17 protein-coding genes are annotated in these 23,980 nt (G+C 71.5%); 2 read left to right on the top strand and 15 right to left on the bottom strand.

Annotation, left to right across the window (positions count from 1 at the left end; translation table 11 throughout):
• Positions 1-7 precede the first annotated feature (7 nt).
• The 6 genes from DES41_RS24790 to DES41_RS24765 all read right to left on the bottom strand — a co-directional run bounded on the left by DES41_RS24790 (position 8) and on the right by DES41_RS24765 (position 10,647).
• Entirely contained in the window at positions 8-1,048 is a 1,041-nt protein-coding gene (locus DES41_RS24790) for a VWA domain-containing protein (RefSeq protein ID WP_245965861.1), read from the bottom strand.
• Between the two features lie 164 nt (positions 1,049-1,212).
• Entirely contained in the window at positions 1,213-3,309 is a 2,097-nt protein-coding gene (locus tag DES41_RS24785; RefSeq protein ID WP_147282954.1) for a carboxypeptidase regulatory-like domain-containing protein, read from the bottom strand.
• A 95-nt stretch (positions 3,310-3,404) separates the two neighbouring features.
• Positions 3,405-4,400: a Bug family tripartite tricarboxylate transporter substrate binding protein gene (locus tag DES41_RS24780; RefSeq protein WP_114470440.1), complete on the bottom strand. Its 996-nt coding sequence runs from the start codon at positions 4,398-4,400 to the stop codon at positions 3,405-3,407.
• A gap of 25 nt (positions 4,401-4,425) precedes the next feature.
• Positions 4,426-6,876 carry a CaiB/BaiF CoA-transferase family protein gene (locus DES41_RS24775; RefSeq protein ID WP_211333070.1) on the bottom strand — a complete coding sequence of 817 codons (2,451 nt, stop codon included), beginning with the start codon at positions 6,874-6,876 and terminating at the stop codon, positions 4,426-4,428.
• 5 nt (positions 6,877-6,881) lie between these two features.
• Positions 6,882-10,190 (bottom strand): acetyl-CoA carboxylase family protein, encoded by a 3,309-nt coding sequence (locus DES41_RS24770; RefSeq protein ID WP_114470331.1) that lies wholly within the window; start codon positions 10,188-10,190, stop codon positions 6,882-6,884.
• A 34-nt stretch (positions 10,191-10,224) separates the two neighbouring features.
• Positions 10,225-10,647 carry a PaaI family thioesterase gene (locus DES41_RS24765; protein ID WP_114470330.1) on the bottom strand — a complete coding sequence of 141 codons (423 nt, stop codon included), beginning with the start codon at positions 10,645-10,647 and terminating at the stop codon, positions 10,225-10,227.
• 114 nt (positions 10,648-10,761) lie between these two features.
• Here DES41_RS24765 and DES41_RS24760 point away from each other — a divergent pair, with 114 nt between their 5' ends.
• Positions 10,762-12,363 (top strand): sigma-54 interaction domain-containing protein, encoded by a 1,602-nt coding sequence (locus DES41_RS24760; RefSeq protein WP_114470329.1) that lies wholly within the window; start codon positions 10,762-10,764, stop codon positions 12,361-12,363.
• 213 nt (positions 12,364-12,576) lie between these two features.
• Here the strand turns inward: DES41_RS24760 and DES41_RS24755 are convergent, their stop codons facing one another.
• The 4 genes from DES41_RS24755 to DES41_RS24740 all read right to left on the bottom strand — a co-directional run bounded on the left by DES41_RS24755 (position 12,577) and on the right by DES41_RS24740 (position 16,456).
• The gene (locus DES41_RS24755) at positions 12,577-13,632 is read right to left on the bottom strand and encodes an amino acid ABC transporter permease (RefSeq protein ID WP_114470328.1); all 1,056 of its coding nucleotides are present in this window, start codon (positions 13,630-13,632) and stop codon (positions 12,577-12,579) included.
• The gene (locus DES41_RS24750) at positions 13,623-14,609 is read right to left on the bottom strand and encodes an ABC transporter permease subunit (protein ID WP_114470327.1); all 987 of its coding nucleotides are present in this window, start codon (positions 14,607-14,609) and stop codon (positions 13,623-13,625) included. The genes DES41_RS24755 and DES41_RS24750 overlap by 10 nt, the downstream gene beginning before the upstream one ends.
• Before the next feature lie 53 nt (positions 14,610-14,662).
• Positions 14,663-15,700, bottom strand: a complete 1,038-nt coding sequence (locus DES41_RS24745; RefSeq protein ID WP_114470326.1) for an amino acid ABC transporter substrate-binding protein — start codon at positions 15,698-15,700, stop codon at positions 14,663-14,665.
• Between the two features lie 171 nt (positions 15,701-15,871).
• Entirely contained in the window at positions 15,872-16,456 is a 585-nt protein-coding gene (locus DES41_RS24740; RefSeq protein WP_114470325.1) for a PEP-CTERM sorting domain-containing protein, read from the bottom strand.
• 116 nt (positions 16,457-16,572) lie between these two features.
• Between DES41_RS24740 and DES41_RS24735 the strand changes: the two genes are divergently transcribed.
• Positions 16,573-17,397, top strand: a complete 825-nt coding sequence (locus DES41_RS24735; RefSeq protein ID WP_211333069.1) for an IclR family transcriptional regulator — start codon at positions 16,573-16,575, stop codon at positions 17,395-17,397.
• 11 nt (positions 17,398-17,408) lie between these two features.
• Here DES41_RS24735 and DES41_RS24730 read toward each other — a convergent pair whose 3' ends face one another.
• From DES41_RS24730 to DES41_RS24710, 5 genes are all read right to left on the bottom strand, one after another.
• On the bottom strand, positions 17,409-18,629 hold the full coding sequence (locus tag DES41_RS24730) for a CaiB/BaiF CoA transferase family protein (RefSeq protein ID WP_114470323.1): 1,221 nt from the start codon (positions 18,627-18,629) through the stop codon (positions 17,409-17,411).
• Between the two features lie 6 nt (positions 18,630-18,635).
• On the bottom strand, positions 18,636-19,598 hold the full coding sequence (locus DES41_RS24725) for a Bug family tripartite tricarboxylate transporter substrate binding protein (protein ID WP_114470322.1): 963 nt from the start codon (positions 19,596-19,598) through the stop codon (positions 18,636-18,638).
• A 69-nt stretch (positions 19,599-19,667) separates the two neighbouring features.
• Positions 19,668-20,834 (bottom strand): acyl-CoA dehydrogenase family protein, encoded by a 1,167-nt coding sequence (locus DES41_RS24720; protein ID WP_114470321.1) that lies wholly within the window; start codon positions 20,832-20,834, stop codon positions 19,668-19,670.
• 32 nt (positions 20,835-20,866) lie between these two features.
• Positions 20,867-21,706 (bottom strand): SDR family oxidoreductase, encoded by an 840-nt coding sequence (locus DES41_RS24715; protein WP_114470320.1) that lies wholly within the window; start codon positions 21,704-21,706, stop codon positions 20,867-20,869.
• A 189-nt stretch (positions 21,707-21,895) separates the two neighbouring features.
• Positions 21,896-23,854: a PhoX family protein gene (locus tag DES41_RS24710; protein ID WP_114470319.1), complete on the bottom strand. Its 1,959-nt coding sequence runs from the start codon at positions 23,852-23,854 to the stop codon at positions 21,896-21,898.
• Positions 23,855-23,980: the final 126 nt, after the last annotated feature.

Below are 23,980 nucleotides of genomic sequence, written 5' to 3'. Positions count from 1 at the left end.
CTGTCGTTCAGGCGACGCGCTGGCACCACAGCAGCGAGAGCAGGGCCGCGCCCGCCATCAGCAGCAGCGCACCCAGCGCCAACGGCCCGGAGAGTTCGGTCTCGCGCATCTGCACCTGCAGCCGCGCACCCATCTTCTCGTAGGCCTGCAGCAGGCTCTCGGCGCTGCCGGCGCGCAGGTAGTCGCCGTGCGTGATGCCCGTCACCTCGCGCAGCATGTCCTCGTCCAGCTGCAGCACGAGGGACCAGTCGTCCTGGTCGGCGCCGGCCGTGTCGACGGTGCCCAGGCCGACGGCGTGGATGCGCACGCCGCGCGCGGCCGCCATGTCGGCCGCCTGCAGTGGGTGCACGCCGAAATTGCTGCGCCCGTCCGTCAGCAGCACGATGGTGGCGGCCGGTTCTGCACCGTGGGTGAAGGGCTGCGCAACCGGCTTGGGCTGGGCGCGGGGTGCATGCGCGGTCAGCGGCCTGAAGGCGGCTTCCCCCAGGTCCATGGCCTCGTTCGGGAACAGCTCGGACAGCGCCGCCACGATGCCGCTGCCCATGGCCGTGCCGTGCTGCAGGTGCAGTGCGTCGATGGCGGCCAGCAGCTTCTCGCGGCTGTAGGTCGGTGGCTGCACCACCTGGGCCGTGCCCGCGAAGCTGACCAATCCCACGCGCGCGCCGTCCGGCAGCTGGCGCACGAAGGCCTTGGCGGCTTCGCGCGCGGCATCGAGCCGGCTCGGCTTGATGTCGTCGGCCTGCATGCTCAGCGACACATCCACGGCCAGCACGACGGTCGACTGTCCGGTGGGCAGCGGCAGGGCGGCCTGTGGCCGCGCCGCTGCGAACAGCAGCACGGCCAGCGCCACCAACAGCAGGGCCGGTGGCAGGTGCCGCCGCCAGACCCGGCCGGGCAGCATGGCCTGGCGCACCATGGCCACGTTGGCATAGCGCAAAGCGGGCTGGCGTCGGCGGCGCAACAGCCAGGCATAGCCCAGCACCAGGAGCGGAATGGCCCACAGCAGCCACAGCAGTTCGGGCCAGAGGAAGTGCATGGGCTGGATCATGGCGGGCTCCAAGGGTTAACCCTTGGTGTATAGCAATAAGCTTGCCCGGCCTTCGGTGCCGAATGCGGAGCGAAATCCTGGGTTCCAGACCGCTGTATCTGTGCGCTCCATGAAAAAAGGGGGCCGAAAGCCCCCTTGCAGTGCGCGGCGCGTGCCGCTCCATGTCACTGCAGCTTGTACAGCGCGGCCTTTTTGCTGACCTCGATCTGCTTGGGGCTGCGGGCCCACAGCTCGAGCAGGTTGGCGGTGGTGCCTGCGGCGTAGCGGCCTTGCCCGCCGGCATCGCAGTGCATGTCGGACACGGTCTGTGCCGAGCAGAAGATCGTGGTCTTGCGTGCTGTGCTGGCCACGCCCACGGTGTCGTTGTAGCGCGCGCCGCTCTGGCCCGCGGTGGTGCTGCCGAACGGCGCGCGGCCCAGGATGCCGACCGAGGTGGGCGCGAGGGCGCCGCTCGGAACGCGCCAGCCGTCGCCGCCGCCTTCCGTGTCGATGAAGGCCACCTCGGGCGTGTCGAACAGCACGTAGCCATTGGCCTGCGACTCCGTGATGAGCTCCGTGCGCAGCGCAGGCGTCAGTTCCGCGAACACGCGGGTGGTGCGGATCTCGCCAATGGTCTCGGCCCGCCGCACCGTGCGGTAGTACTGCACGACATTGGCGACGCTGGTGTCGGCATGGAAGAACTCGGTGGTCCAGACACCGTTGTTGTCCAGCGCGGCAATCTGCGCGTCGGTGTACTGCGGCGCGGTGTAGACCAGGTTCTCCTTCTCCTGCGGATTGCCGGCCTGCGCTTGGTCGCGGTATGCGGCGGCCAGCCGCAGCACGGGCGAGCCGGTGGGCGTCACGCCGTCCGGGGCGATCACGAGGTAGGACAGCCCGGCGGTCGGCAGCATGGTCAACGTCAGGCCAATCGGCGTGGTCACCAGCACCTTGCTGAAGACCGGCTGGCCGTTCGTGGTCCGGTTGTCGATCTGGATGTTGTAGCCCGTGGTGTAGTAGCTGAACGCCGGTGTGTTGAGCAGCTCGCGGTCTTCCGAATAGGGGCGGATCGTCACCGGGTAGGTGTTGCTGTTGCCCACCAGGCGCAGCGTGCCGTCGGCATCGGCATGCGCGGCGATCTGGTCGAAGTCCTGGTTGCCGGCGCTGTCCACCCACTTGTAGGTGACGATCATGTCGCCGTTGGCACGGAAGAACTCCACCTCGCCGGCGGTCCATTGCAGGCCCGTGGCGCCGGAGCGGAACAGGCTGGCGAAGGCCCCGCCGTTGTTGGCGTTGCGGCCCACGCCCGCCTTGTTGGAGACGAAGCTGGCTGGGTCGCTGTTCTGGAACAGGCCACGGCACACCGCCGCCTTCACGTTGCCGGCGGTGCCGGTGGCACTGGTCGTGTCGCTGGTGGCGCTGTCCACGCGCTGCGTCAGTGGCAGCGCGTAGCAGGCATTCAGCCGCGCGAACAGGTCGGCCACCTTGGAAGGCGCGGGCACCGGCGCCAGCGCAGCCACAGCGGCCGCGGAAACCGTCGGCAGGGCCGTGTCGCTGCTGCTGAACTTGAGCGGCTCCGGCTGCGCGCCTGCGCTGGCCGGGGTGGTCTTGACCGTGACTTCGATGTTGGCTGCCGTGCCGCTGGGTTGCACGGTCACGGAGATGCTGTCGAGCAGCTTGTCCTGCCCGCTGCCATCGGCCGTCAGTGCACCGGCGAGCGGGTCGATCGTCAGGCCCAGCGCGGTGAGCAGCGGTTGCAATGCGGCGATCAGGGCGGCCGACTGTGCCTGCAGCGCGGCGGCCGTCACCGACTGGGGCGAGGCGGCCAGCTTGGACGGATCACCGTTGGGCGCCAGCCGCGCGGTGATGATGGTCGTCAGCGGCGTGACGTTGGCGCGCACATCGCCCGTGGTCGCCGTGGCGCTGTAGAGCACCTGGTCGTCCTTGACGGCGCGCAGCACCAGCGGCCGCGCCACGGTGGGTGCCAGCGTGCAGCTGAAGGTGCCGTCGGAGGCCGTGGTCGTGTCGCAGACGGTCGCGCCGCTGGCATCGGTCACCTGCAGCGCAGCGCCGGCGAACGGCGCCCCGGTGGCGGCCGTGCCGCTCAGCGTCGTGGCGACCGGCACGGGTGGCAGGGGTTCGGGTTCCGGCTCGGGGTTGTCGTCGCCGCCGCCTCCGCCGCAGGCAGCCAGCGCCGCTGCCGCGCAAAGACTGGTCAACACCCAGCGCAGGCGGCTGGAAAGGGGGCTGCGGTCCGCAGCTTTTGTGGGAACACCGTTCGTCATGGTCACTCCTCCTCGCATGGATGTTGCAAAGCGTGACGGAGTGTGCGCGGCCCCGCCTGGGGGCCGCATCATGCAAATGAACGATGGCGCTGGACTCAATCCAGCGCGATGCCCTCCGCCTGGATCACCGCGCCCCAGGCCGGCACCTCGGCCGCAATGCGCTTGGCGAAGGCAGACGGCTCGCGCATCACGAGTTCGCCCTGCGCACTGAGGGCGGCCCTGGCCTTGGCGTCGTTCAAGAGACCTTGGGCGGCCGTGTTGAGCTTGGCGACGATCTGCGGCGGCGTGCCGGCGGGCGCCAGCAGGCCGATCCAGAAGGCGACATGGAAGTCGGCGATGCCGGCCTGTTCCATGGTCGGCACATCCGGCAGCTGCGCGATGCGCTGCGGCGAGGTCACGGCCAGTGCCTTGAGCTTGCCGGCCTGGATGTGCGGCACGGCCGTCAGCACGTCGAAGGAGCTGTTGAGCTCGCCCGCGATGGTCGCCAGCTGCGCCTGCGCCGTGCTCTTGTAGGGCACGTGCGTGGTGTTCACCTTGCTGCGGTTGTTCAGCATCGCGTAGCTCAGGTGGGCGATGTTGCCCGCGCCGGGCGAGCCGTAGCTGATGGCACCCGGGTTGCGGCGCGCGTACTGCACCAGGTCGGCCAGCGTGGCGATGCCGTTCTTCTGCGCCCATTCGGGGTTGGCCGTGAGGATGAAGGGCGCCTCCAGCACCATGGTCACGGGCGCCAGGTCGCTGGTCTTGTAGCTGAGCTTGCGGTAGAGCTGCGGGTTGATCGTGATGCTGCTGGAGTTGGTCAGCAGCAGCGTGTAGCCGTCGGGCGCGGAGCGCGCGGCCTCCGACACGCCGATCACGCCATTGGCGCCGACCTTGTTCTCCACGACGACGGGCTGGCCCAGCGCGCGGCCCAGGGTGTCGGACATCACGCGCGCCACGGTGTCGGTGAAGGAGCCGGCCGGGAAGGGCACGATCATGCGGATCGGCTTGCTCGGCCAGCTGTCCTGGGCATGCGCCGGCAGCGCAGCGGCGCAGGCCAGCGCGAGCGCCAGCTGCAGTGTCCGGCGACGGGCGGGGGGATGGGCTTGTTTCATCTCGGTCTCCTTGGGTTGTGTGTCTTCAGGCCGCGGCGCGGCCGGTCCGGGGCCGCGCACTGCGGCCGGTGATGCCTTGCTGTTCCAGTGCATCGAGCTGCGCGGCCGTGAGGCCCAGCCGCTCGCCCAACACCTGGGCCGTGTGCTCGCCCAGCGTGGGCGCCACCTGGCGGATGGGCAGCGGCCGGCCGTCCGCGCGGAATGGCGTGCTGCCACTCAGGTAGGCACCCACGTGCGCGCGCTCCAGCCGCTGCCAGAAGCCGCGCGCATGCAGGTGCGGGTCGTCCATGAGGCGCGGGATTGAGCGCACCACGCCGGCGCTGACGCCGGCCTGCTGCAGCTGCTGCATGGCCGCGTCGGCGCCGCGCGCCGCGGCCCAGGCCGCCATCGCCGTGTCCAGCCGCCCCTGCTGCGCGAGGCGGCCCTGCGCCTGCGCGAGGCCGGCATCGGACGCGAGGTCCGGCCGGTCGAGCACGCTGCATAGCGCCTGCCATTGGCCATCGTCGCGCACGCTCACCACGATCCAGTCGTCCGGCCCGGCGCAGCGCCAGCAGCCATGCGGGGCGTGCAACGGGTGGCTGTTGCCCGTGCGCGGGGGCACCGCGCCGTGCACCGATTGCGCGAGCACGAAGGGCGCGGCCATGGGCAGCATGGCCTCGACCTGCGAGAGGTTCAGCTGCATGCCGCGCCCGGTCTCGCGCTGCACGTGGAGCGCCAGCAGCAAAGCCGCGCCCGCGTTGAGCCCGCCGACCGGATCGCCGTAGGCGTACGAGGTCATGGCCGGCGGCCCGTCCGCATGGCCGGTGTACAGCGGCAGCCCGGTGGCCTGCTCCAGCGTGCCGCCGTAGGCGCGCGTGTCGCTCCAGGCGTTGCCGATGCCGAAGGCCGGCATGGAGACCATGACCAGGCGTTCGTTGACGGCGCGCAGCGCGGCGTCGTCCAGTCCCAGCTTGGGCAGCACCTCCGCCGAGTAGTTCTCGATCACCGCATCGGCCTGGGCCACGAGCTGCAGCAGCAGTTGCCGGCCCTCGGCACGCGCCAGGTCCAGCGTGATGCCGCGCTTGTTGCGGTTCATGAGGTTGAAGTTGGAATTCTTCTCGTACAGCCGCTCGCGGTAGAACTCCTCGGTGAAGTTCGCGCCGCGCCACCAGTCCGGGTAGACGGCGCTCTCGACCTTGATGACCTCCGCTCCCAGGTCGGCGGCCGTGCGCGCGGCCAGCGGGCCCGCCCAGCCCATGGTGAGGTCGACGATGGTGATGCCCGCCAAAGGCAGGCGCTGCGCCGTGCCCGCGGCGCGCGTCGGCATGCGCAGGAGCCCCGCGCCGCGGTAGTGCGCGTCGTCGGCACCGCGGGTGGGCGCCGCACCACCGCGCAGCGGGCCGGCCGCGCCAAGGCGCAGCGGCACGGTGGGGCCTTCGCAGCGCGCGGCGCCCGCCGTCACAGGCACGAAGGCGTGGCGCCCGCGGTGCACGTCCTGCGCCAGCAGTTCGGCCATGGTGGGCACCAGCACGGTGGGATGCTTGCGCGCGCCGAGCTCCTCGAACCACGCTTGCGCCGTGCGGGTCAGCAGCGCGGCGCGCAGCATGGCGTCGATCTCGTCGGCCCGCGCCATGCGTTCGGCGCCGTTGGCGTAGCGCGGGTCCTGCGCGAGTTCGGGCCGCCCGATGGCCTCGCACAGGGCGCCCCACTGCGCCAGCGTGTGCGTGAAGATGCCGATCCAGCCCTGCGCTGTCGCATAGATGCCGGTCGGATGCGTGCCGCAGAAGCGGTTCACGCCCAGGCGCGGCGCGTGGCGGCCATCCTGCACCATGCCGGCCTCCATCTCCACGGTGCCGAACACGGCCTCGTGCACGCTGAGCACGTAGCGGCGGCTGCCGTCCGCGCGGCCGGTCCAGGCCGCCACGGCGGCCGAGAAGGCCACCAGGCCGGCGGCGATGCCCGCCTGCAACTCGTGCGGCATGTGCGGCGGGCCCTCCACGGGGCCGCTGTTGAAGACCGCGCCCGAGAGTGCCCGGCACACGGCTTCGGAGCCTGCGTAGTGGCTGTAGGGCCCGTCCTCGCCGAACCAGGTGAAGACGATCTCCACCGGCACGGGCTGCGCGCCGGCGATGGGCCGTTCGAGCACCGCCAGGCCTTCGTCGAGGGCGCGCGCGTCCAGCACCACGTCGCAGGTCTGCGCCAGCTGCTGCAGCCAGGCGGCGTCCTGCGCGGGGTCCGCCGTCACGCTGCGCTTGTTGGTGTGCAGCCAGGCCCACAAGGCGCTGCGCGGCTCCGGGCCGTCCAGCAGCGGCGGCATGCGCTCCCAGGCGTCCGCGCCCAGGGCCTCGACCTTGACCACCTCGGCGCCGAAGTCCGCGAACAGCTTGCCCGTGTAGGCCAGCGCCGGCCCGGTGCCGATCTCCAGCACGCGCAGGCCGCGCAACGCCAGCCGGGCCGGGTCCGGCGCTTGTTCGATGCTGTCTCCCTGCGTCGCCATGGCGCTCACCACGCGTCCACGAAGCCGCGGCGTGCGCGCAGGCCGCGCAGCCTGGCCGAGGCGATGCCCTTGGCGATCCACTGGCGTGTCTGCGCCGGGTCGATCACGGCGTCGATCTCCACCGCCGCGGCGGTCGAGATCGCGTGGCCGCGCTCGTAGGCCTTGGCCACCAGGCTGTCGTACAGCGCGCGCCGCTCGGGGCCGTCGGGCACGGCCTCCAACTCCTTCTTGAAGCCCAGCGTGATCGCGCCTTCCAGCCCCATGGGCCCGAACTCGCCCGTCGGCCAGGAGACGGTGAAGCTGGCCGAGCGGAAGCCCCCGCCGGCCATGGCCATGGCGCCCAGGCCGTAGCCCTTGCGCAGCGTCACGGCCAGCAGCGCCACGCGCAGCTTGGCCGCCACCAGGAACATGCGCGAGACATGGCGCACCTGGGCCTTGGCCTCGACCTCGGGTCCGACCATGAAGCCGGGCGTGTCGATCAGCGAGACGATGGGCAGGCCATGCGCATCGCACAGCTGCATGAAGCGCGCCGCCTTGTCGGCCGCGTCGGCGTCGATGGCACCGCCCAGGTGGTGCGGGTTGTTGGCCATGATGCCCACGGGCTGGCCCTCCACGCGCGCCAGCGCCGTGTGGATGCCCAGGCCGAAGCCGCCGCGCAGCATCAGCACGCTGCCGCTGTCGGCGATGCCCTCGATGGCGCGGCGCGTGTCGTACACGCGCAGCCGGTTCTCGGGCACCACCTGACGCAGCTGCAGCGCATCGGGCGCGCTCCACTGGGCCACCGGCCCCTGGAACATCGAGAGATAGTGCTTGGCCACGTGCACCGCCTGGGCCTCGTTGTCGACCAGCACGTCGATCACGCCGTTGGCGTATTGCACGGGCGCCGGGCCCACGTCTTCGGGGCGGTAGATGCCCAGGCCGCCGCCTTCGATCATGGCCGGCCCGGCCATGCCGATGTTGACCGAGCGGTCCGCGATGATCACGTCGCAGCAGCCCAGGAAGGCCGCGTTGCCCGCAAAGCAACGGCCCGACACCACGCCGACCACGGGCACCTGGCCGCTGAGGTCGGCGAAGGCCGCGAACGAGGGCTGGTAGAGCCCCGAGACCGAGGGAAAGTCCACGTCGCCGGGCCGCCCGCCGCCGCCTTCGGCCAGCAGCACCAGCGGCAGTTCGTCGCGCAGCGCCACCTCGACGATGCGGTCGGTCTTGATGTGGTTGCGCTTGCCCTGGGTGCCGGCCAGCACGGTGGCGTCGTAGGCCATCACGGCGCTCTGCGTGCGGGTCTTGTCGATGAGCGCGCCGTTGATGCTGCCGATGCCGGTGATGAGGCCGTCGGCCGGCGTGTTGGCAATCAGGTCGGCCTGGCTGCGGCGGCTGGCCTGCGCGGCCAGCGCCAGCGCGCCGTACTCGACAAAGCTGTCGGCATCGACCAGGTCGGCCAGGTTCTCGCGGGCCGTGCGCTGGCCGCGTGCGCGCCGGCGCGCCACGGCCTCGGGGCGGGCCGCGTCGTAGAGCGGGGCATGGCGGTCCAGCACGCGCTGCAGGTCGGGGCGGATGGCGTTCGGGTCCAGCGCTTCGGTGGTCTGGACGGCGGCCGCATCGCCTTCCACCGGTTCCAGCAGCACCAGGATCTGGCCCTCGGCCGCCTGCGCGCCGGGTGCCAGCTGCACCGCCAGCACGCGGCCGCTGGCCGTGGCGGCGACGCTGTGCTCCATCTTCATGGCGTCCAGCACGGCCACGGCCTGGCCCGGCTGCACGAGCGCGCCCGGCGCCACCGAGACCTCGACCACCCGGCCGCTGAGTGGCGCGCGCACGGCCAGCGTGCCGGCCGGTGCGGCCTGCTCGGCTGGGGCGGCGGCGACGGGCGTGGCGGCGCTGGCCACGCCCAGCGCCGCATCGCGTGCGCGCTCGGCCTCGGCGATGGCGGCGGCGGCCGCCAGCAGTTCGGGCGCGATGGCCTCGAAGTGGCGCGTGTGCACGTCCTGCGCGGCGAAGTCGGGGCGCGCCACCAGCGCGCGCAGCAGGTCCAGGTTGGTCGCGATGCCGGCGATGCGGAACTCCGCCAGGCTGCGCTGCAGCCGCCGCACCGCGTCGCCGAACCGGCTGCTCTGGCTGGTCACGATGAGCTTGGCCAAGAGCGTGTCGAAGCTGGGTGGCGGCGCATAGCCGGTGCTGCCGTGGGTGTCCACGCGCACGTCCGGGCCGGCCGGCAGTTCGAAGCGCTCGAGCCGGCCGTGCGCGGGCCGGGCCTGGCCCTGGGCGTCGCTGGCCTCGGCGTTCACGCGCACCTGGATCGCGAAGCCGCGTGGCTGTGGCGGTGCGGCCGGGTCCAGGCCCAGTTCACGCAGGCTGCGGCCGGCCGCCAGGCCCAGCTGCAGCGCAACCAGGTCCACCCCCGTGACCTGCTCGGTGACCGTGTGCTCCACCTGCAGCCGCGGGTTGGCCTCGATGAAGACGAAGCCGGTCTGCGCGCCGGCCGTGTTCTCCTCGACCAGGAACTCGAAGGTGCCGAGGCTGCGGTACTGCACGCGCTGGGCCAACAGCCGCGCCGCGCCGACGATGCGCTCGCGCAGCGCGGGCAACAGCACCGGGCTGGGCGCGATCTCCACGAGCTTCTGGAAGCGCCGCTGCAGCGTGCAATCGCGCTCACCGAGCGCCACGACCTGTTCGCCGTCGCCGGCGATCTGCACCTCGATGTGGCGCGCGCGGACCACCAGGCGCTCGGCGTAGAGCGCGTCCACGCCGAAGGCGCTGGCGGCCTCGGAGCGGCAGCGCGCGTAGGCCTGCTCCAGGTCTTCGCGGCGGTTCACCACGCGCATGCCGCGCCCGCCGCCGCCGCCCACGGCCTTGATCACGATGCCGGTGCCTCCCTGGGCGTCGAAGAAGGCCGCGATCTGCTCCGGCGTGGCCGCGCCCGCCGTGGCCGGCATCACGGGCACCTCGCAGCTGCGCGCCAGCTGCAGCGCGCGGCCCTTGTCGCCGAACAGCGCGAGCTGCTCCACCGTGGGCCCGACGAAGCGGATGCCGGCGTCCGCGCAGGCCTGGGCGAAGTCGGCGCGCTCGCTCAGGAAGCCGTAGCCCGGGTGCACGGCATCGCAGCCCGTGGCGCGGGCCGCGGCCAGCATGGCGGCGATGTCGATGTAGGCGGCGGGGCCGCTGCCGGCCAGCGCATGGGCCTCGTCGGCCAGCAGGCGGTGGCGCGCGGCGGCGTCGTCCTGGGCATAGACGGCCACGGTAGCGATGCCGAGGTCGCGCGCGGCGCGCTGCACGCGCAGCGCGATCTCGCCGCGGTTGGCGATGAGCAGTTTGTTCAAGGGAGTCTCCGGTGTTGTCGTGTTGGGATGGGTGTCAGGCGGGCTGGCGCACGACCAGCTTGAAGACGGCGCGCGCGACCGCCACCACGGTGCCGGCCGTGTCGACGATCTCGCCCTCGCAGAACGCCAGCGACCTGCCGCGCCGCGTGCAGCGGCCGATCACGGTGAGGTCGGTGCGTGCGGGCTCGTAGAAGTGCGTGGTCATGTCCACGGTGATCACGCCCAGGCGCTCGGGGTCGTGCGCGCGCGCTGCCCCGCTCAGCGTGAAGTCGAACGCGCTCATGAGCGTGCCGCCATGGATGTCGCCGCGGCTGTTGACGATGTCGGGCCGCATGGCCAGCAGGGTGTGGCAGCGGTCGCTGTCCAGCAGCAGCGGGCGCAGGCCGATGTGCTGCATGAAGGGCACTTCGATGCCGAAGTAGCTGATCGCATCGGGGGAGGGCGGAGTGCTTGTCATGCACCTTGTATTGCAGCGACCGTGCCAAGGCGTCTCCCGCGGCGCTGTCGCCCGTGTTGCTGGCGAAAATGTCTTCCATGGCTACAGTTCACTGTCCTCGCTGTGTCTCCGTGTATGCCTGAAGAACAGATTTCCAGCGCGCCCCTGGGCGTGCTTGTGCGGCGCCATGGCGCCGTGGTCGCCGCGCTGGGCCTGGCGGCCGGCGACGCCGTGCAGCGGGCCCTGGCCGCGGCACTGGCCCGCGCGGGCGACCGCACCTTGTTCGAACTGCCGTTGCCACAGGGGCCGGGCATCGCCACCGCATTGCGTGCCGATGGCCTGGAGATCGTGCTGCTGCGCCCGGCCGACGCGGGCGCCACGCTGCTGGACTTCGTCGCGGCCGTGCCGTTCGCCTTCGACATCTTCGAGCAGATCCTCTCCGACCCCTACCAGGGCATCACGGTGGCCGACCACACCGGCACCATGCGCTACGTGAGCCCCGTGCACGAGAAGTTCCTGGGCCTGCAGCCGGGTGGCGGCGCGGGCAAGCCCGTGGAGCAGGTGATCCGCAACTCGCGGCTGCGTGCCGTGGTCGCGTCGGGCAAGGCCGAGATCGGCCAGCCGCTGGAGTTCGGCAATGCCGTCACGCGCGTGGTGAACCGGCGGCCGGTGCGGCGCGATGGCCAGGTCATCGGCGCGGTGGGCCAGGTCATGTTCCGCGACACCGAGGCGGTGGCCCAGATGGCCGCCGAGATGCAGCAGCTGCGCACGCAGCTGGAGTTCTACCGCCGCGAGCTCGACGGCCTGCGCGGAACCCGCGGCGCGGTGGCCGAACTCGTGGGCGAGAGCCAGGCCATGCAGCGCCTGCGCGAGGAAGTGCAGGCCGTGGCCCGGCTCGACGTGCCCGTGCTCGTGCAGGGCGAGAGCGGCACCGGAAAGGAACTCGTGGTGCGCGCCATCCATGCGCTGGGCCGGCCCGGGCAGGCCCTGGTGAGCCTGAACCTCGCGGCCGTGCCCGGCAGCCTGGTGGAGTCCGAACTGTTCGGCCATGCGGCCGGCGCCTTCACGGGCAGCGCCAAGCAGGGCCGCGCCGGCAAGTTCGAGATGGCCAACGAGGGCACGCTGTTCCTCGACGAGGTGGGCGACATCCCGATGGATGTGCAGATCAAGCTCCTGCGCGTGCTCGAGGAGCGCGTGGCCGAGCGGCTGGGCAGCCATGCCGCCAAGCGCCTGAGCTTTCGGCTGGTGTCGGCCACGCACCGCGACATCGGCGCGCTCATCGCCAGCGGCGCCTTCCGCCACGACCTCTTCTACCGCATCAGCGGCGTGACGCTGCAGGTGCCGCCGCTGCGCCATCGGCTGGAGGACATCCCGGCGCTGCTGGCGCATTTCGTGGAAGCCTTCTGCCAGCGCAACCGCCGCGCCGTGCCGCAGATCGACGCCGGTGTGGCGCGCCATCTGGCGGACCAGCCCTGGCCCGGCAACCTGCGCCAGTTGCGCCACCGCATCGAGGAGGCGCTGGTGTTCTCGCCGCCCGAGCGGCTCACGCTGGAGGCCTTCGGCCGTGGCGCTGTGCCCCAGGCCGAGGCGGCGCCGCGGCGCGAGGAGCCCGCGCGGCTCAAGGACCACGAACGCACAGCGGCCCTGAAGACGCTGGCCGACTGCGGCGGCAACAAGAAGCGCGCGGCCGAGCGGCTCGGCATCTCGCGCTCCTACCTCTACAAGCTCCTGGCGTGATCCAAGAAGCGGTCAACGAATCCCTCGCGCCCACGCGAGGCCCGCAAGCGCGAGCTGCCAGCGCCATGGCTGCGCCCTGGGCCTCGCCCTGCGGGCCGGGGCGCGACAAGCCGCATGCGGGCGTTGCAGTCCTTGCCCTGGCACCAGCCAGCGCGGCGGCCTGCGCCTACGCCTGCGACCCGCCGCACCCCGTCGTGGGCGCGATGAATCCGTTCACGGCTTCTGGGCCAGCCGCCGCTCCAGCCAGGCGCTGTAGCGCGACAGGCCGAAGCACATGCACCAGTACACGAGCGCGATGAACAGGTAGCCTTCCAGGTAGAAGGGGCGCCATGTCGGGTCACCGCCCAGCGCCAGGCTCAGCGCGCCGGTCAGCTCGAACAGGCCGACGATGGTCACGAGCGAAGTGTCCTTGAGCGTGCCCACGGCGTTGTTGGTCAGGGCCGGCACCACCATGCGCAGCGCCTGCGGCAGCACGATGTGGCGCTGCACCTGCCAGCGCGACAAGCCCATGGCCATGGCCGCATCGACCTGGCCGCTGGGCACGGCCTGCAGGCCGCCGCGGATGATCTCGGCCAGGTAGGCCGCCACGAACAGCGCCAGTCCGGCCAGCACGCGCAGCAGCACGTCGGGCCGCCAGCCGGCCGGCCACAGCAGCGGCAGCAGGTAGGAGGCCATGAACAGCACCGAGATCAGCGGCACGCCGCGCACGAGTTCGATGGTGCCCGCCGACAGCGCACGCGCCGCCCGCCAGGACGAACGCCGCGCCAGCGCCAGCACCAGCGCGAGCGGGAAGGCCAGGGCCAGGCCCACCACCGCCAGCCCGATGGTCAGCGGCAGCCCGCCCCAGCGGTTGCTGGGCACGCTGGCCAGGCCCAGCGCACCGCCGCCCATCAGCAGCACGGTCAGCGCCAGCACCGCCAGCCACAGCGGCGCCAGCCACCAGCGCCAGCTGCGCGGCCAGGCCGACAGCAGCGTGGTGGCCGACAGCAGCACCGTGGCCACGGCCGGGCGCCATTGCGCCTCGAACGGGTAGCGGCCGAACAGCAGCGGCCGCCACTTCTCTGCCACCACGCCCCAGCAGGCGCCATGCTCCAGCGCCCGGCAGGCCGCGGCATCGGGCCGGAAGATGGCCTGCAGCAGCGCCCAGTCGAGGGCGTGCCAACCGGCCCAGCCGAGCACCGCGGCCAGCGCCAGCGTGAGCAGCGTGTGCCAGGGCGAGCCGAACAGCTCAGCCCGCCAGCGTGGCGGCGCGTGCGGGCTCACCGCCACCCCCGCAGCGCCACGCGGGCGTTGTAGACGTTCATGGCGCCCGAGATGGACAGCGACAGCACCAGGTACACCGCCATCACGATGGCGATGCACTCGAAGGCCCGGCCGGTGGAGTTCAGCGAGGTGTTGGCCACCGAGACCAGTTCTGGGTAGCCCACGGCCACGGCGAGCGAGGAGTTCTTGACGAGGCTCAGCAGCTGGTTGGTCAGCGCCGGCACGATCACGCGCAGCGCTTGCGGCAGCACCACCAGGCGCAGCTGCTGGCCCGGCTGCATGCCCAGGGCCTGGGCCGCGAGTTTCTGGCCGGCCGCCACCGAGCCGATGCCGGCGCGCACGATCTCGGCCACGAAGGCGGCCGTGTAGAGCCCCAGGCCCAGCACGATGGTGAGGTACTCGGGGCTCAGCGCCGCGCCGCCGATCACGTTGAAGGCGGTGGCCTCGGGCCAGTCGAGCCGGCTGGGCCACCAGGCGCCTTCTTCGCGCACGGGCCACGGCAGCGCCAGCCCGCCCTTGCTGAGCCACCAGCCGGGCAGCAGCTGCACGGGCTCGGTGGAGTCGGGCAGCAGGTGCGTGAGCGCGAAGTACAGCATCAGGAGCTGCACGAGCAGCGGCACGTTGCGCAGCGTTTCCACATAGGCCGTGCAGAGCGCGCGCACGAGCAGGTGCGAGGTGAGCCGGCCAATGCCGAGCAAGGTGCCCAGCACCACGGCCAGCACGGCAGCCGGCACCGCCGCGCGCACGGTGTTGACGAGCCCGGCCGCGAAGGCGCGCGCATAGCTGTCACCCGAGTCGAAGGCCAGCCAGCCCTCGGCGATGCCGAACCCGGCCGGCTGCTGCAGGAAGCCGAATTGCCCGGCCAGCCAGCCCCACAGGCTGCCGACGCCAGGCACCGCACGCAGCAGCCACAGCGCGGCGGCCACCGCAGCGAACACCACCAGCGCCCACAGCGCCGCTGGCACGCGGGCCGCAGCGGACAAGGCCCCCGCGCTCCCCGCTGCGCGAGGTCTTTCGGGACGCCCCGGCGCGGCGCTCACCGCACCGGCATGGCGTACAGCAGGCCGCCCTTGTTCCACAGGTTGTTGACGCCGCGCGGGAGCTGCAGGGCCGACTTGGGGCCGACGTTGCGCTCGAACATCTCACCGTGGTTGCCCACTGCCTTGATGGCGTGGTAGGACCAGTCCTTGTCCAGCCCCAGCAATTTGCCCAGGTCGTCGCCGGTGCCCAGCAGGCGCTGCTGTGCGGGGTCCTTGCTGCCGGCGCGCAGCTGGTCGATGTTGGCCTGCGTGATGCCGAGTTCCTCGGCCTCGATCAGCGCATTGGGCACCCACTTGACGATGGCGAACCACTCGTCGTCGCCGCGCTTGACGGCCGGAGCCAGCGGCTCCTTGGAAATCAGCTCGGGGAGGATGAGGTAGTCGTCGGGGTTCGGCGCTTCCTTGTTGCGCAGGCCGGCGAGCGCGGAGGTGTCGGTCGTGAAGGCCTGGCAGCGGCCCGAGAAGAAGGCCTTGAAGGAGGCCTCGAAGCTCTCGAACACGACGGTCTTGACAGGCACGCCCTGGGCCTTGGACCACTCGGCCACATTTTTCTCGTTGGTGGTGCCGGCCTGGGTGCAGATGGTGGCGCCCTTGAGCTGCTTGGCGCTCGTGACCTTGATCTTCTTGGGCACCAGGAAGCCCTGGCCGTCGTAGTAGTTGACGGTGGTGAAGTGCAGGCCCAGCGAGGCGTCGCGCGTCATGTTCCAGGTGGTGTTGCGCGTGAGGATGTCGACCTCGCCGGCCTGCAGTGCGGCGAAGCGCTGCTGCGAGTTCAGCGGCACGAACTCGGCCTTCTTCGGATCGCCGAGCACGGCGGCGGCGATGGCGCGGCAGGTGTCCACGTCCAGGCCCGACCAGTTGCCCTGGGTGTCGGGGGCCGAGAAGCCGGCCACGCCGTTGGTCACGCCGCACTTGACGGTTCCGCGCGCCTTGACGGCGTCCAGCGTCTTGCCGGCGTGGGCGGGGGCCGAGGCCAGGCCGAGGGCGAGCAGGGCGGTGCCGGCGGCGAGTGCGAGCGGGGTGCGGATACGCATGCGGTGGTCCTCTTTCGTTCAGAACGGCCGGCGCGTCCCGGGCGCATCGGCGCACCGGGCCTGCAGGCCAAGGTGATGGCGCGGCAGTTTACGTGGCGCGCGCGAGGACGGCAGCGGTGCGCTGCGATGGGCCTGCCGGGCCGACGGCAGCGGCGGCCGCCGGGTTGCGGCTCAGCGCTGGCTGGCTGGCGCCGGCTTGCGGCGGCGTGTCCAACCCAGTGCACCCGCACCGAGCGCGAACAGTCCCAGTGCCCCGGGTTCGGGCAGCTCGCCGATCGGGCCGACCGGCTGGCCGTCGTAGAGCGCGTAGTCCATCTGCAGGTCGTAGAAGTCCGTGCCGTTCGCACCGGCTGCGTAGCCGGTCACGATGGCCTTGGCATAGTTGCCCAGGTTGGTCTTCACGGCAAAGACGCCGCCGACCCCGAGCGGGCTGGCGGCGTCCGGCGGGCCAGGGATGTCTGCAGTGCTGTAGGACAGGCCCATCAGCACGCTCTCGGTGATGGCGTCGAAATTGACGCTACCCAGCGACAGCAGCGTGGCCGAGCTCAGGAACGCGACCGTCAGCCCGCGCGTGGTGGTGCTGAACTGCTGCCACTGCACGTCGGCCCGGCTGTCGGCGCCCACCTGGATGCCGGCGTCGAAGTCGTACTGGAAGGTGCCGCCGACCGTGTCGGAGGCAACGCGGACCAGCGCGGCCTGGGCGCTCGCCCCGAGCAGCGCGCCGCACAGCAGCGCGGCAGCAGAAAGTTTGTTCATGTGGTTCTCCCTTGTGGCATTGGACCGTCCCGGCGGGTCACCGGCATGACACCGGGCCGCGGACCGGCAAGCATGCCGCGTGCCACGTGTGCAGGCGGCTCCGTATGATGGATTCGATGCCGGCCGACGCTCCCCGCTCCGTTCCTCCGTCCTCGCGCCGCCGCACGCGCGAGTCGGGCGTATTCGTGCGCGACACGCCGGGCGTGCAGTCGCTGGAGCGGGGCCTGCAGGTTCTGCGCGCGTTCCGCCCCGGCATCACCTCGCTCAGCAATGCCGAACTGGCCGAGCGCACGGGCTTCCCGCGCGCCACCGTCAGCCGCCTGGCCGCCACGCTGGTGTCGGCGGGCTTCCTCGACCACGAGGCGGCGACGGGCCTGTACCGGCTCGGCGCGCCGTTCCTGGGCCTGGGCCTGGCGGTGCGCAGCGGCTCGGCCGTGCTGCAGGCGGCGCTGCCGTTCATGCGCGAAGTCTCGGAAGGCCAGCGCATCAATGTCGGCCTGGCGCTGGCCGACGACTGCGACGTGGTCTACCTCGATTCGGTGCGCAAGAGCCAGCTGGGCATCTTCCGCCACATCATTGCCGGCACGCGGCTGCCCATGGCCGAGACGGCGCTGGGGCAGGCCTGGCTGGCCGGGCTGGCGCCGGCGGCGCGCAAGCAGATGCTGTCGGTGCTGGCACAGCGCTACGCCGACCGCTGGGGGCCCATCCGCCGCGAGATCAGCGGCGCGCTGGCCGCCATCGGCCGCGACGGCTACTGCAGCCGCGACCACCGGAGCGGTGTGATGGCGGTGGCAACGCCGCTGGCGCTGCCCGGGCACCCGCTGCATGCGCTGAACATCAGCTACCGGGCGCCCGCCGACGACAAGGCGCACGCGGCGGAATGCCGCTACGGCGAGCTGCTGCTGCAAACGGCCGAGCGCATCCGGCGCGCCGCGGCCTGAGCAGCGGCGCGTCAAGCCGCGCCCGGTTCGGCCGGCACGGTGGCGACCGCACCCAGCTGCGCCAGCCGCCCGAGTTCGGCCGCGTCGATGCCCAGGTACTCGGCCAGCACCTCACCCGTGTGTTCGCCCAGCCGCGGTTCGCGCACCAGCGCCAGCGGGTCGAAGCCGTCGAAGCGCAGCGGGCTGTTGTGCAGCACCACGTCGCCCAGCTCCGGGTGGTGGCAGTGCCGCAACATGCCGCGTGCATGCAGGTGCGGGTCGTTCACCACCTCAGCCAGGCCGCGCACCGGCGCGCAGGGAAAGTGGTGCGCCTGGGCCAGCGCCTGCAGTTCGGCCCGCGTGTGCCGTTGCGTCCAGCCTTCCACCAGCGCATCGACCTCTTCCATGAGTGCGGCGCGCGCCGCGTGGTCGGCGTAGCGCGGGTCGTCCGCCAGTTCGGCCCGGCCCATGGCGTGCACCAGCTTGCCCCAGTGGCCGGGCGTCACGCACATGATGGTCACGTAGCCATCGGATGCGCGGTAGGCGTTGTAGGGCGCCAGGCCCAGGCCGCCATGGCGGTTGCCGGTGCGCGCCTGGGCCTGCGGGTTCTCGAAGAACACGGTGAGGTTCGAGGCCATCGGCGGGTACATGGCGTCCTGCATCGCGATCTCGACCCGGCGGCCTACGCCGGTGCGCTCGCGTTCGTACAACGCCGTCATGATGGCCGCGTACAGGTGCGTGCCGCCCAGGAAGTCGGCGAACGCCGGGCCAGCCTTGACGGGCGGCCGGTCGGGCCAGCCCGTCACCTCCATCGCGCCGCTGGTGGCCTGGATCGTGAGGTCCATGGCCAGGCGGTCGCGGTCCGGCCCCCAGGTGCCATAGCCCGACGCGGATGCGTAGACCAGGCGCGGGTTGGCGGCGCGCAGCACCTCGGCGCCGATGCCCAGGCGGTCCATCACGCCGGGGGCGTAGTTCTCCAGCACCACGTCGAACTGCTGCACCAGTTCCACGAACAGGCGCCGCCCCTCGGCATGCTTGAAGTTCAGGGCGATGCCGCGCTTGTTGCCGTTGAGCATGGCCAGCGGCAGCGTGGCGGCGCGGCGGGCGCGGCCGGCCTCGCCGCCGGGCGGCTCGACCTTCACCACGGTGGCGCCGGCCATGGCCAGCAGGAAGCCGCAGTAGGGGCCCTGGTAGATCTGGCCGAGGTCGAGCACCTTGAGGCCGGCGAGGGGCGCATGCGAAGGCGTTGCCATGCGCGTTCAGCCGGCCGTGATGTTGGCCTGCCGGACGACGCGCGCCGTGCGCTCGTGGTCCAGCTGCATGTAGGCCAGCGCATCGGCCGGGCCCAGGAAGGCCGGCGGCGCACCGCCGGTGGTGACGAAGCGCTGCACCACGGCAGGGTCGGACACCACGCGCTGCGCAGCGGCGCCGAGCCTGGCCACGATGTCGGGGCCCGTCCTGGCGGGCACGAACAGCCCGGTCCAGCCCTCGATGCCGTAGCCCGGCGCCTGCTCTGCGATCGCCGGCAGGTCCGGGTAGTCGGCCTGGCGCTCGGTGTTGGTGACGGCGATGGGCCGGATCTGCCCGGCGCGCAGGAACACCGCCGCCGGCGAGCGGCTGTCGAACGCGAAGTCGATGCGCCCGCCCGCCAGGTCGGTCAGCGACTGCACGTTGCCGCGGTACGGCACGTGCACGGCCTGCACGCCGGCCAGCAGGTTGAGCATCTCGCCCGCGATGTGGGTGGAATTGCCCACGCTGCTCGACCCGAAGCTGAGCTTGCCGGGGTGGGCGCGGCCGAAGGCGATCAGCTCGGCCAGCGTCTTGAACGGCGAGTTCGCGGGCACCAGCAGCAGGAAACCGCCCATGGTGATGCGGCACACCGGCACCAGGTCGCTCATGGGCGCGTACGGCAGGTTGCGCACGACGCCGGAGATCAGGATGCTGCCGGCCGAGTACAGCTGCGTGTAGCCGTCGGGCGTGGCGCGGGCCACCGTCTGCGCGGCGATGTGGCCGCCACCGCCGGGCCGGTTCTCGACCACGATGGGCTGGCCGACCTCGGTCGACAGGCCGGGTTGCAGCAGGCGGGCGGAAATGTCGACCACGCCGCCGGCCGTCGAGGGCACGAGCATGGTGATCGACCGGCTCGGCCAGGCCTGGGCGTGCAGCCGCGCCAGCGGCCAGGCCACGGCTGCCGCGACGAAGGCGCGTCGTCTCGTGTGCATTCTTGTCTCCTGCGGTGGTGAACGGCCCGCGCGCCGGCTGCGTTGGCCGGCGCGTCGTGCGGCGGGCGGTCAGCGGAACCGCGCCAGCGTGTTGCGTGCCACCACCATGCGGTGCACTTCGGTGGGGCCTTCGTAGATGCGCATGAGGCGCACGGCATTGGCCATCTGCTGCAGCGGCAACTCCTTGGTCATGCCCATCGCGCCGAAGGTCTGCATGGCGCGGTCGATCACCTCCCAGGCCATCTCGGTGGCATAGGCCTTGACCATCGAGGTCTGCGTGCGCACGTCCATGCCGCGGTCGATGCGCCAGGCGCATTCGTAGGTCATGAGCCGGGTGGCGTGGATGCGCGTGGCGGCGTCGGCGATCCACCACTGGATCGCCTGGCGCTCGGACAGCGGCAGGCCGAAGGTCTTGCGCTGCGGCGCATAGGTGCACAGCATGTCCAGCGCGCGCTGGGCCTTGCCGATGGCCCAGGCCGCCATCTGCACGCGGCGTGCACCGAGCCGCGCCTGCATCGGCTTGAAGCCCTGGTCCTGCACGCCCAGCAGCTGGCTCTCGTGCACGCGGCAGTCCTCGAACACCACCTCCCAGGTGGCGCTGCCGCCGATCATGGGGATCTTGCGGGCCGGGATGAAGCCCGGCGTGCCCTTGTCCACGATGAAGGCCGAGATGCCGCCGCGCGAACCCGGCGTGCCCGAGGTGCGGGCCATCACGATGCCGAAGTCGGCCCGCTCCAGGTTGGAGATCCAGATCTTGCGGCCGTTGATGACCCAGTGGTCGCCGTCGCGCACCGCGCGCGTCGACAGGCCGGACGGATCGCCGCCCGCGCCGGGCTCGGAGATCACGATGGCCGACTTCATCTCGCCGCGCACATAGGGCTCCAGATAGCGCTTCTTCTGCTCGGGCGTGGCCGCCAGCATGAGCAGGCGCAGGTTGGGCGTGTCGGGCGGCAGGTAGTAGTGCACGATGCTGTGCCCCATCTCCTCGTTGACGCCGACCATGGCCGCCACCGGCAGGTCGGAGCCGCCGATGGACTCGGGCGCATCCAGCCCCCACAGGCCCAGCTCGCGCGAGCGGCGGTCGATGCGGGCGCTCTCTTCTTCCGTCAGCGAGATGCCGCCGCCCTCGGTCTCGCGCTGCAGCAGCGCGGGCTCCAGCGGGAGCAGCTCCTCGCGCACGAAGCGGGCCACGAGGTCCTTGAGCATCCGCCACTCTTCCTTGAGTTCGAATTCCATGTCTGTCTCCTTCGGTGTTCTCGGGGCCCCGTTCAGCTGCGCCGGGCGCGGTGTGCGTCCCAGTCGGCGTCGGTCCACTCGCACAGGTCTTCCGCGCCGGAGCTGCGCAGGTGCGCGCCGCCGTCGATGGCGATGGACTCGCCGTTGATGTAGGCCGCGTCCGCCGACAGCAGGAAGGCCGCCAGGCTCGTCAGCTCCTCGGGGCGGCCGGTGCGGCCCAGCGGATTGCGCAGCGTGGCCGTGCGGCCGGCGGCGCGCGACTGCGGCAGCAGCTGCCGTGTCGCGCCGGGGGTGGGAAAAGGGCCGGGCTCGATGGCCACGAGGCGGATGCCGCGCCCACCCCATTCCATCGCCAGGCTGCGCGTCATCGCCAGCACGGCGGACTTCGCCATCGCCGAGGGCACCGTGAACGGCCGGCCCGTGCGCACCGACGTCGACAGGATGCTCAGCACGCTGCCGCCGCGCCCGGCGTCGATCCAGCGCCGGCCCATGCCATGCGTGCAGTACAGCGTGCCGTGCAGCGTGGTGGCGAGGATGGCGTCCATGGCGCGCGTGGACATCCTGTGCGTCTGGGCGATGAAGTTGGCCGCGGCGTTGTTGACCAGCGCGTCGACCGGCCCCTCGCGCCAGGCCGCGTCCAGCATGGCTTCGACCGACTCGGGCTGGCGGATGTCGCAGGCCAGCACGGTCACGCTGGCGCCGCCGTCGGCGCGCAGGCGTTGCGCCGTGGCCTCCAGCACCTCGGGCCGGCGGCCGCAGAGCAGCAGCGCGGCGCCCAGGCTGGCGAAGCGGGCTGCCATCTCGGCGCCCAGGCCCGTGCCACCGCCGGTCACGAGGATGCGCTGGCCCTTCAGGAGATCGTTGCGGTACATGGTGTGTCGCCTCTGGCTGGTGGTGCAGCCATTGTTTCGTCGATGCGAAGCAGGCGGCAGCCTTCAATTCCGGAGAACGGAATTGCCTGCCAGGGGGCGACCGGGGCGGTGTTGCGCAACGGCAAGACAAAAAGGCCCGGTGGCCGGTCCTTGCAGACCGGCCGCCGGGCCCGTGCCGGGGGCTGGGGCTCAGCTGCCCAGCTTGGGCTGCTGTGGCGTGGCCGTCAGGTAGCCGACGGCGGCGCTGTGCTTGTTGCCGTAGTTGATGTTGATCAGCGCGTCGATCTGGCCCTTGAGCGTGGCGTCGAGCGCGGGGAAGCGGCTCCACTCGTCACCGGCGTGCTGGAAGTTGCTCATGATGTAGGTCCAGCCGTTGATCTCGTCCACCGCGTGCAGGCCGGTCGATTCGGCACCGGCCGGGCAGGACAGGATGCGCTCCAGCGCCTTGGTGTCCACGTTGTAGGCCCACAGGAAGTTGTTCAGGTGGTTGCCGCTGTCCTCGCCGATGAACAGGGTGCGCAGCTTCTCGGAGAACTTGAGGTTGTCGGGGCTGGCGACCTTGGCCGGGTTGGCGGTGTTGCCCAGCGCGTCGGCGGCGATGTCCTCGCCGCGCAGCAGCAGGCGCGATTGCGTGGGCACCCATTCGCTGTTGATGGCGACGGCGCCGCTGTCCTTCTGGCCGCCGGCCATGTCGTGCGCCAGCACGCCACCGGCCGTGATCTTCGGGAAGGCCACGTTGTTCGCTTCCACATAGCCCGAACCGCCCACGACCATGGAGTCCTGGATGTTGGCCAATGCCGAGTAGGCCACCTTGTCCTTGGCGTTGGCCGTCGTGCCTTCCATCTTGGTGAAGGCCATGCTGGCGCCCTTCAGCGCCGCGTAGCGGTGCGTCTCCAGGAACGCGGCGGCCTTGTCCTGCCCGGGCTTCACGCGCACCCAGGCGGTCTTCTTGTTCAGCACGATCTTGGTGTAGCTGGCGTCGCCCGGGTCGGTCGTCGTCGAGTCCATGATGTCGGTGGGCTGGATGTTCGCCACGTTCACGAGATCCTCGATCTCCTTGCTCGTCGCATGGCCCAGCTTGATCCACTGGATCCTGGCGGTCGAGGTGTCGGTCAGCTTGTCCAGGTACTTGGCCGCGTAGAGCGTGCCGGCGGACAGGTCGCGCGCGGTGTCGGCCACGAACATGAAGAAGCCGCCGTTGGTGGCGTCGTCGCCCATCAGCGCGGTGCGCTCGTCGGGCAGCACGTGGATCAGTTCGTGCGAGATGCGGCCCAGGCAGAAGTGCTTCTTGATCGTGGCCGTGCCGTCGGCCTTGACCGTGACTTCGGGCAGGTGGCCGTAGTTGTAGGCCTTGGCACCGGTCTCGTTGCCGTAGACGTTCTTGCTGTAGGCCTTGAGCGTGGCCAGGGTCTGGCCGGCCAGGCCCTGGTTGAAGGCGTCGGGCTCGTACTCCTCGCTGGACAAATGCGTGCCCCAGGGCGACAGGCTGGCGCCGCAGGTGATCCACAGGCCGTGCACGGCGGAGGTGTCCACGTTGTGGTACTTGTCCAGGCTCAGGTGGCCGTTGGCCGGGTCCTGCTTGAGCGTCAGCACCGCGATGGGCGAGGGCAGCGTGCCGTAGGTGCTGGCACCGGACTGGTCGGCCGTCGTGTACTCGAACTGGACCACGGCGAACACCGTGTTGGCCGCGGCGCCGGCCACCGTCAGCAGCGAGGTGCCGTCGGGGCAGTCGGAGAAGAACTGGCGCTCCTGGCCGGGCACGCTCTTGTCGATGATGGGCTGGTTGTTGATGTCGTAGTAGCCGCCGGCGACGACCTTGGCACCGCTGGTGCCGGTGACCAGCTGGCCCGTCAGGAAGAAGGGCTGGTAGGCCAGCTGGTAGGTCGTGCTGGTGCCGTCGCCATAGCTCACCTTGAGGCTGGAGCCCACCGTGGTGCTGGCCAGCGCGGCCGGGTTGCTGGCCGCGGGCGCAGCCATGCCCGTGAACGCGGCGGAGGAGAAGCGCAAGGTGTCGTCGTCATCACCGCCGCAGGCGGCCAGCGTGGAGGCGAGCAGGCCACCGGTACCCAGCGGCAACATGGGGGCGCCGGCCAGCAACTGGAGCATGCGGCGGCGTGACTGGACGGGAGTCGTAGGGAGGTTGGACATCGGTCTGGGCTCTACACGAGCCTGTTGTTTTGGATGGGAACGCGATGGCAGATGCCATGCAGCGCGCCGCGATCCTAGGATCGACCGATGACAGTGTTGTTACAGCGCCGTGACGCCGACCGGCGC

It is taken from the genome of Pseudorhodoferax soli (genome assembly GCF_003337555.1).
Classification (GTDB): domain Bacteria; phylum Pseudomonadota; class Gammaproteobacteria; order Burkholderiales; family Burkholderiaceae_C; genus Pseudorhodoferax; species Pseudorhodoferax soli.
Note: the sequence above shows the minus strand (reverse complement) of the source record. Positions and strands in the feature narration are given on the sequence as shown.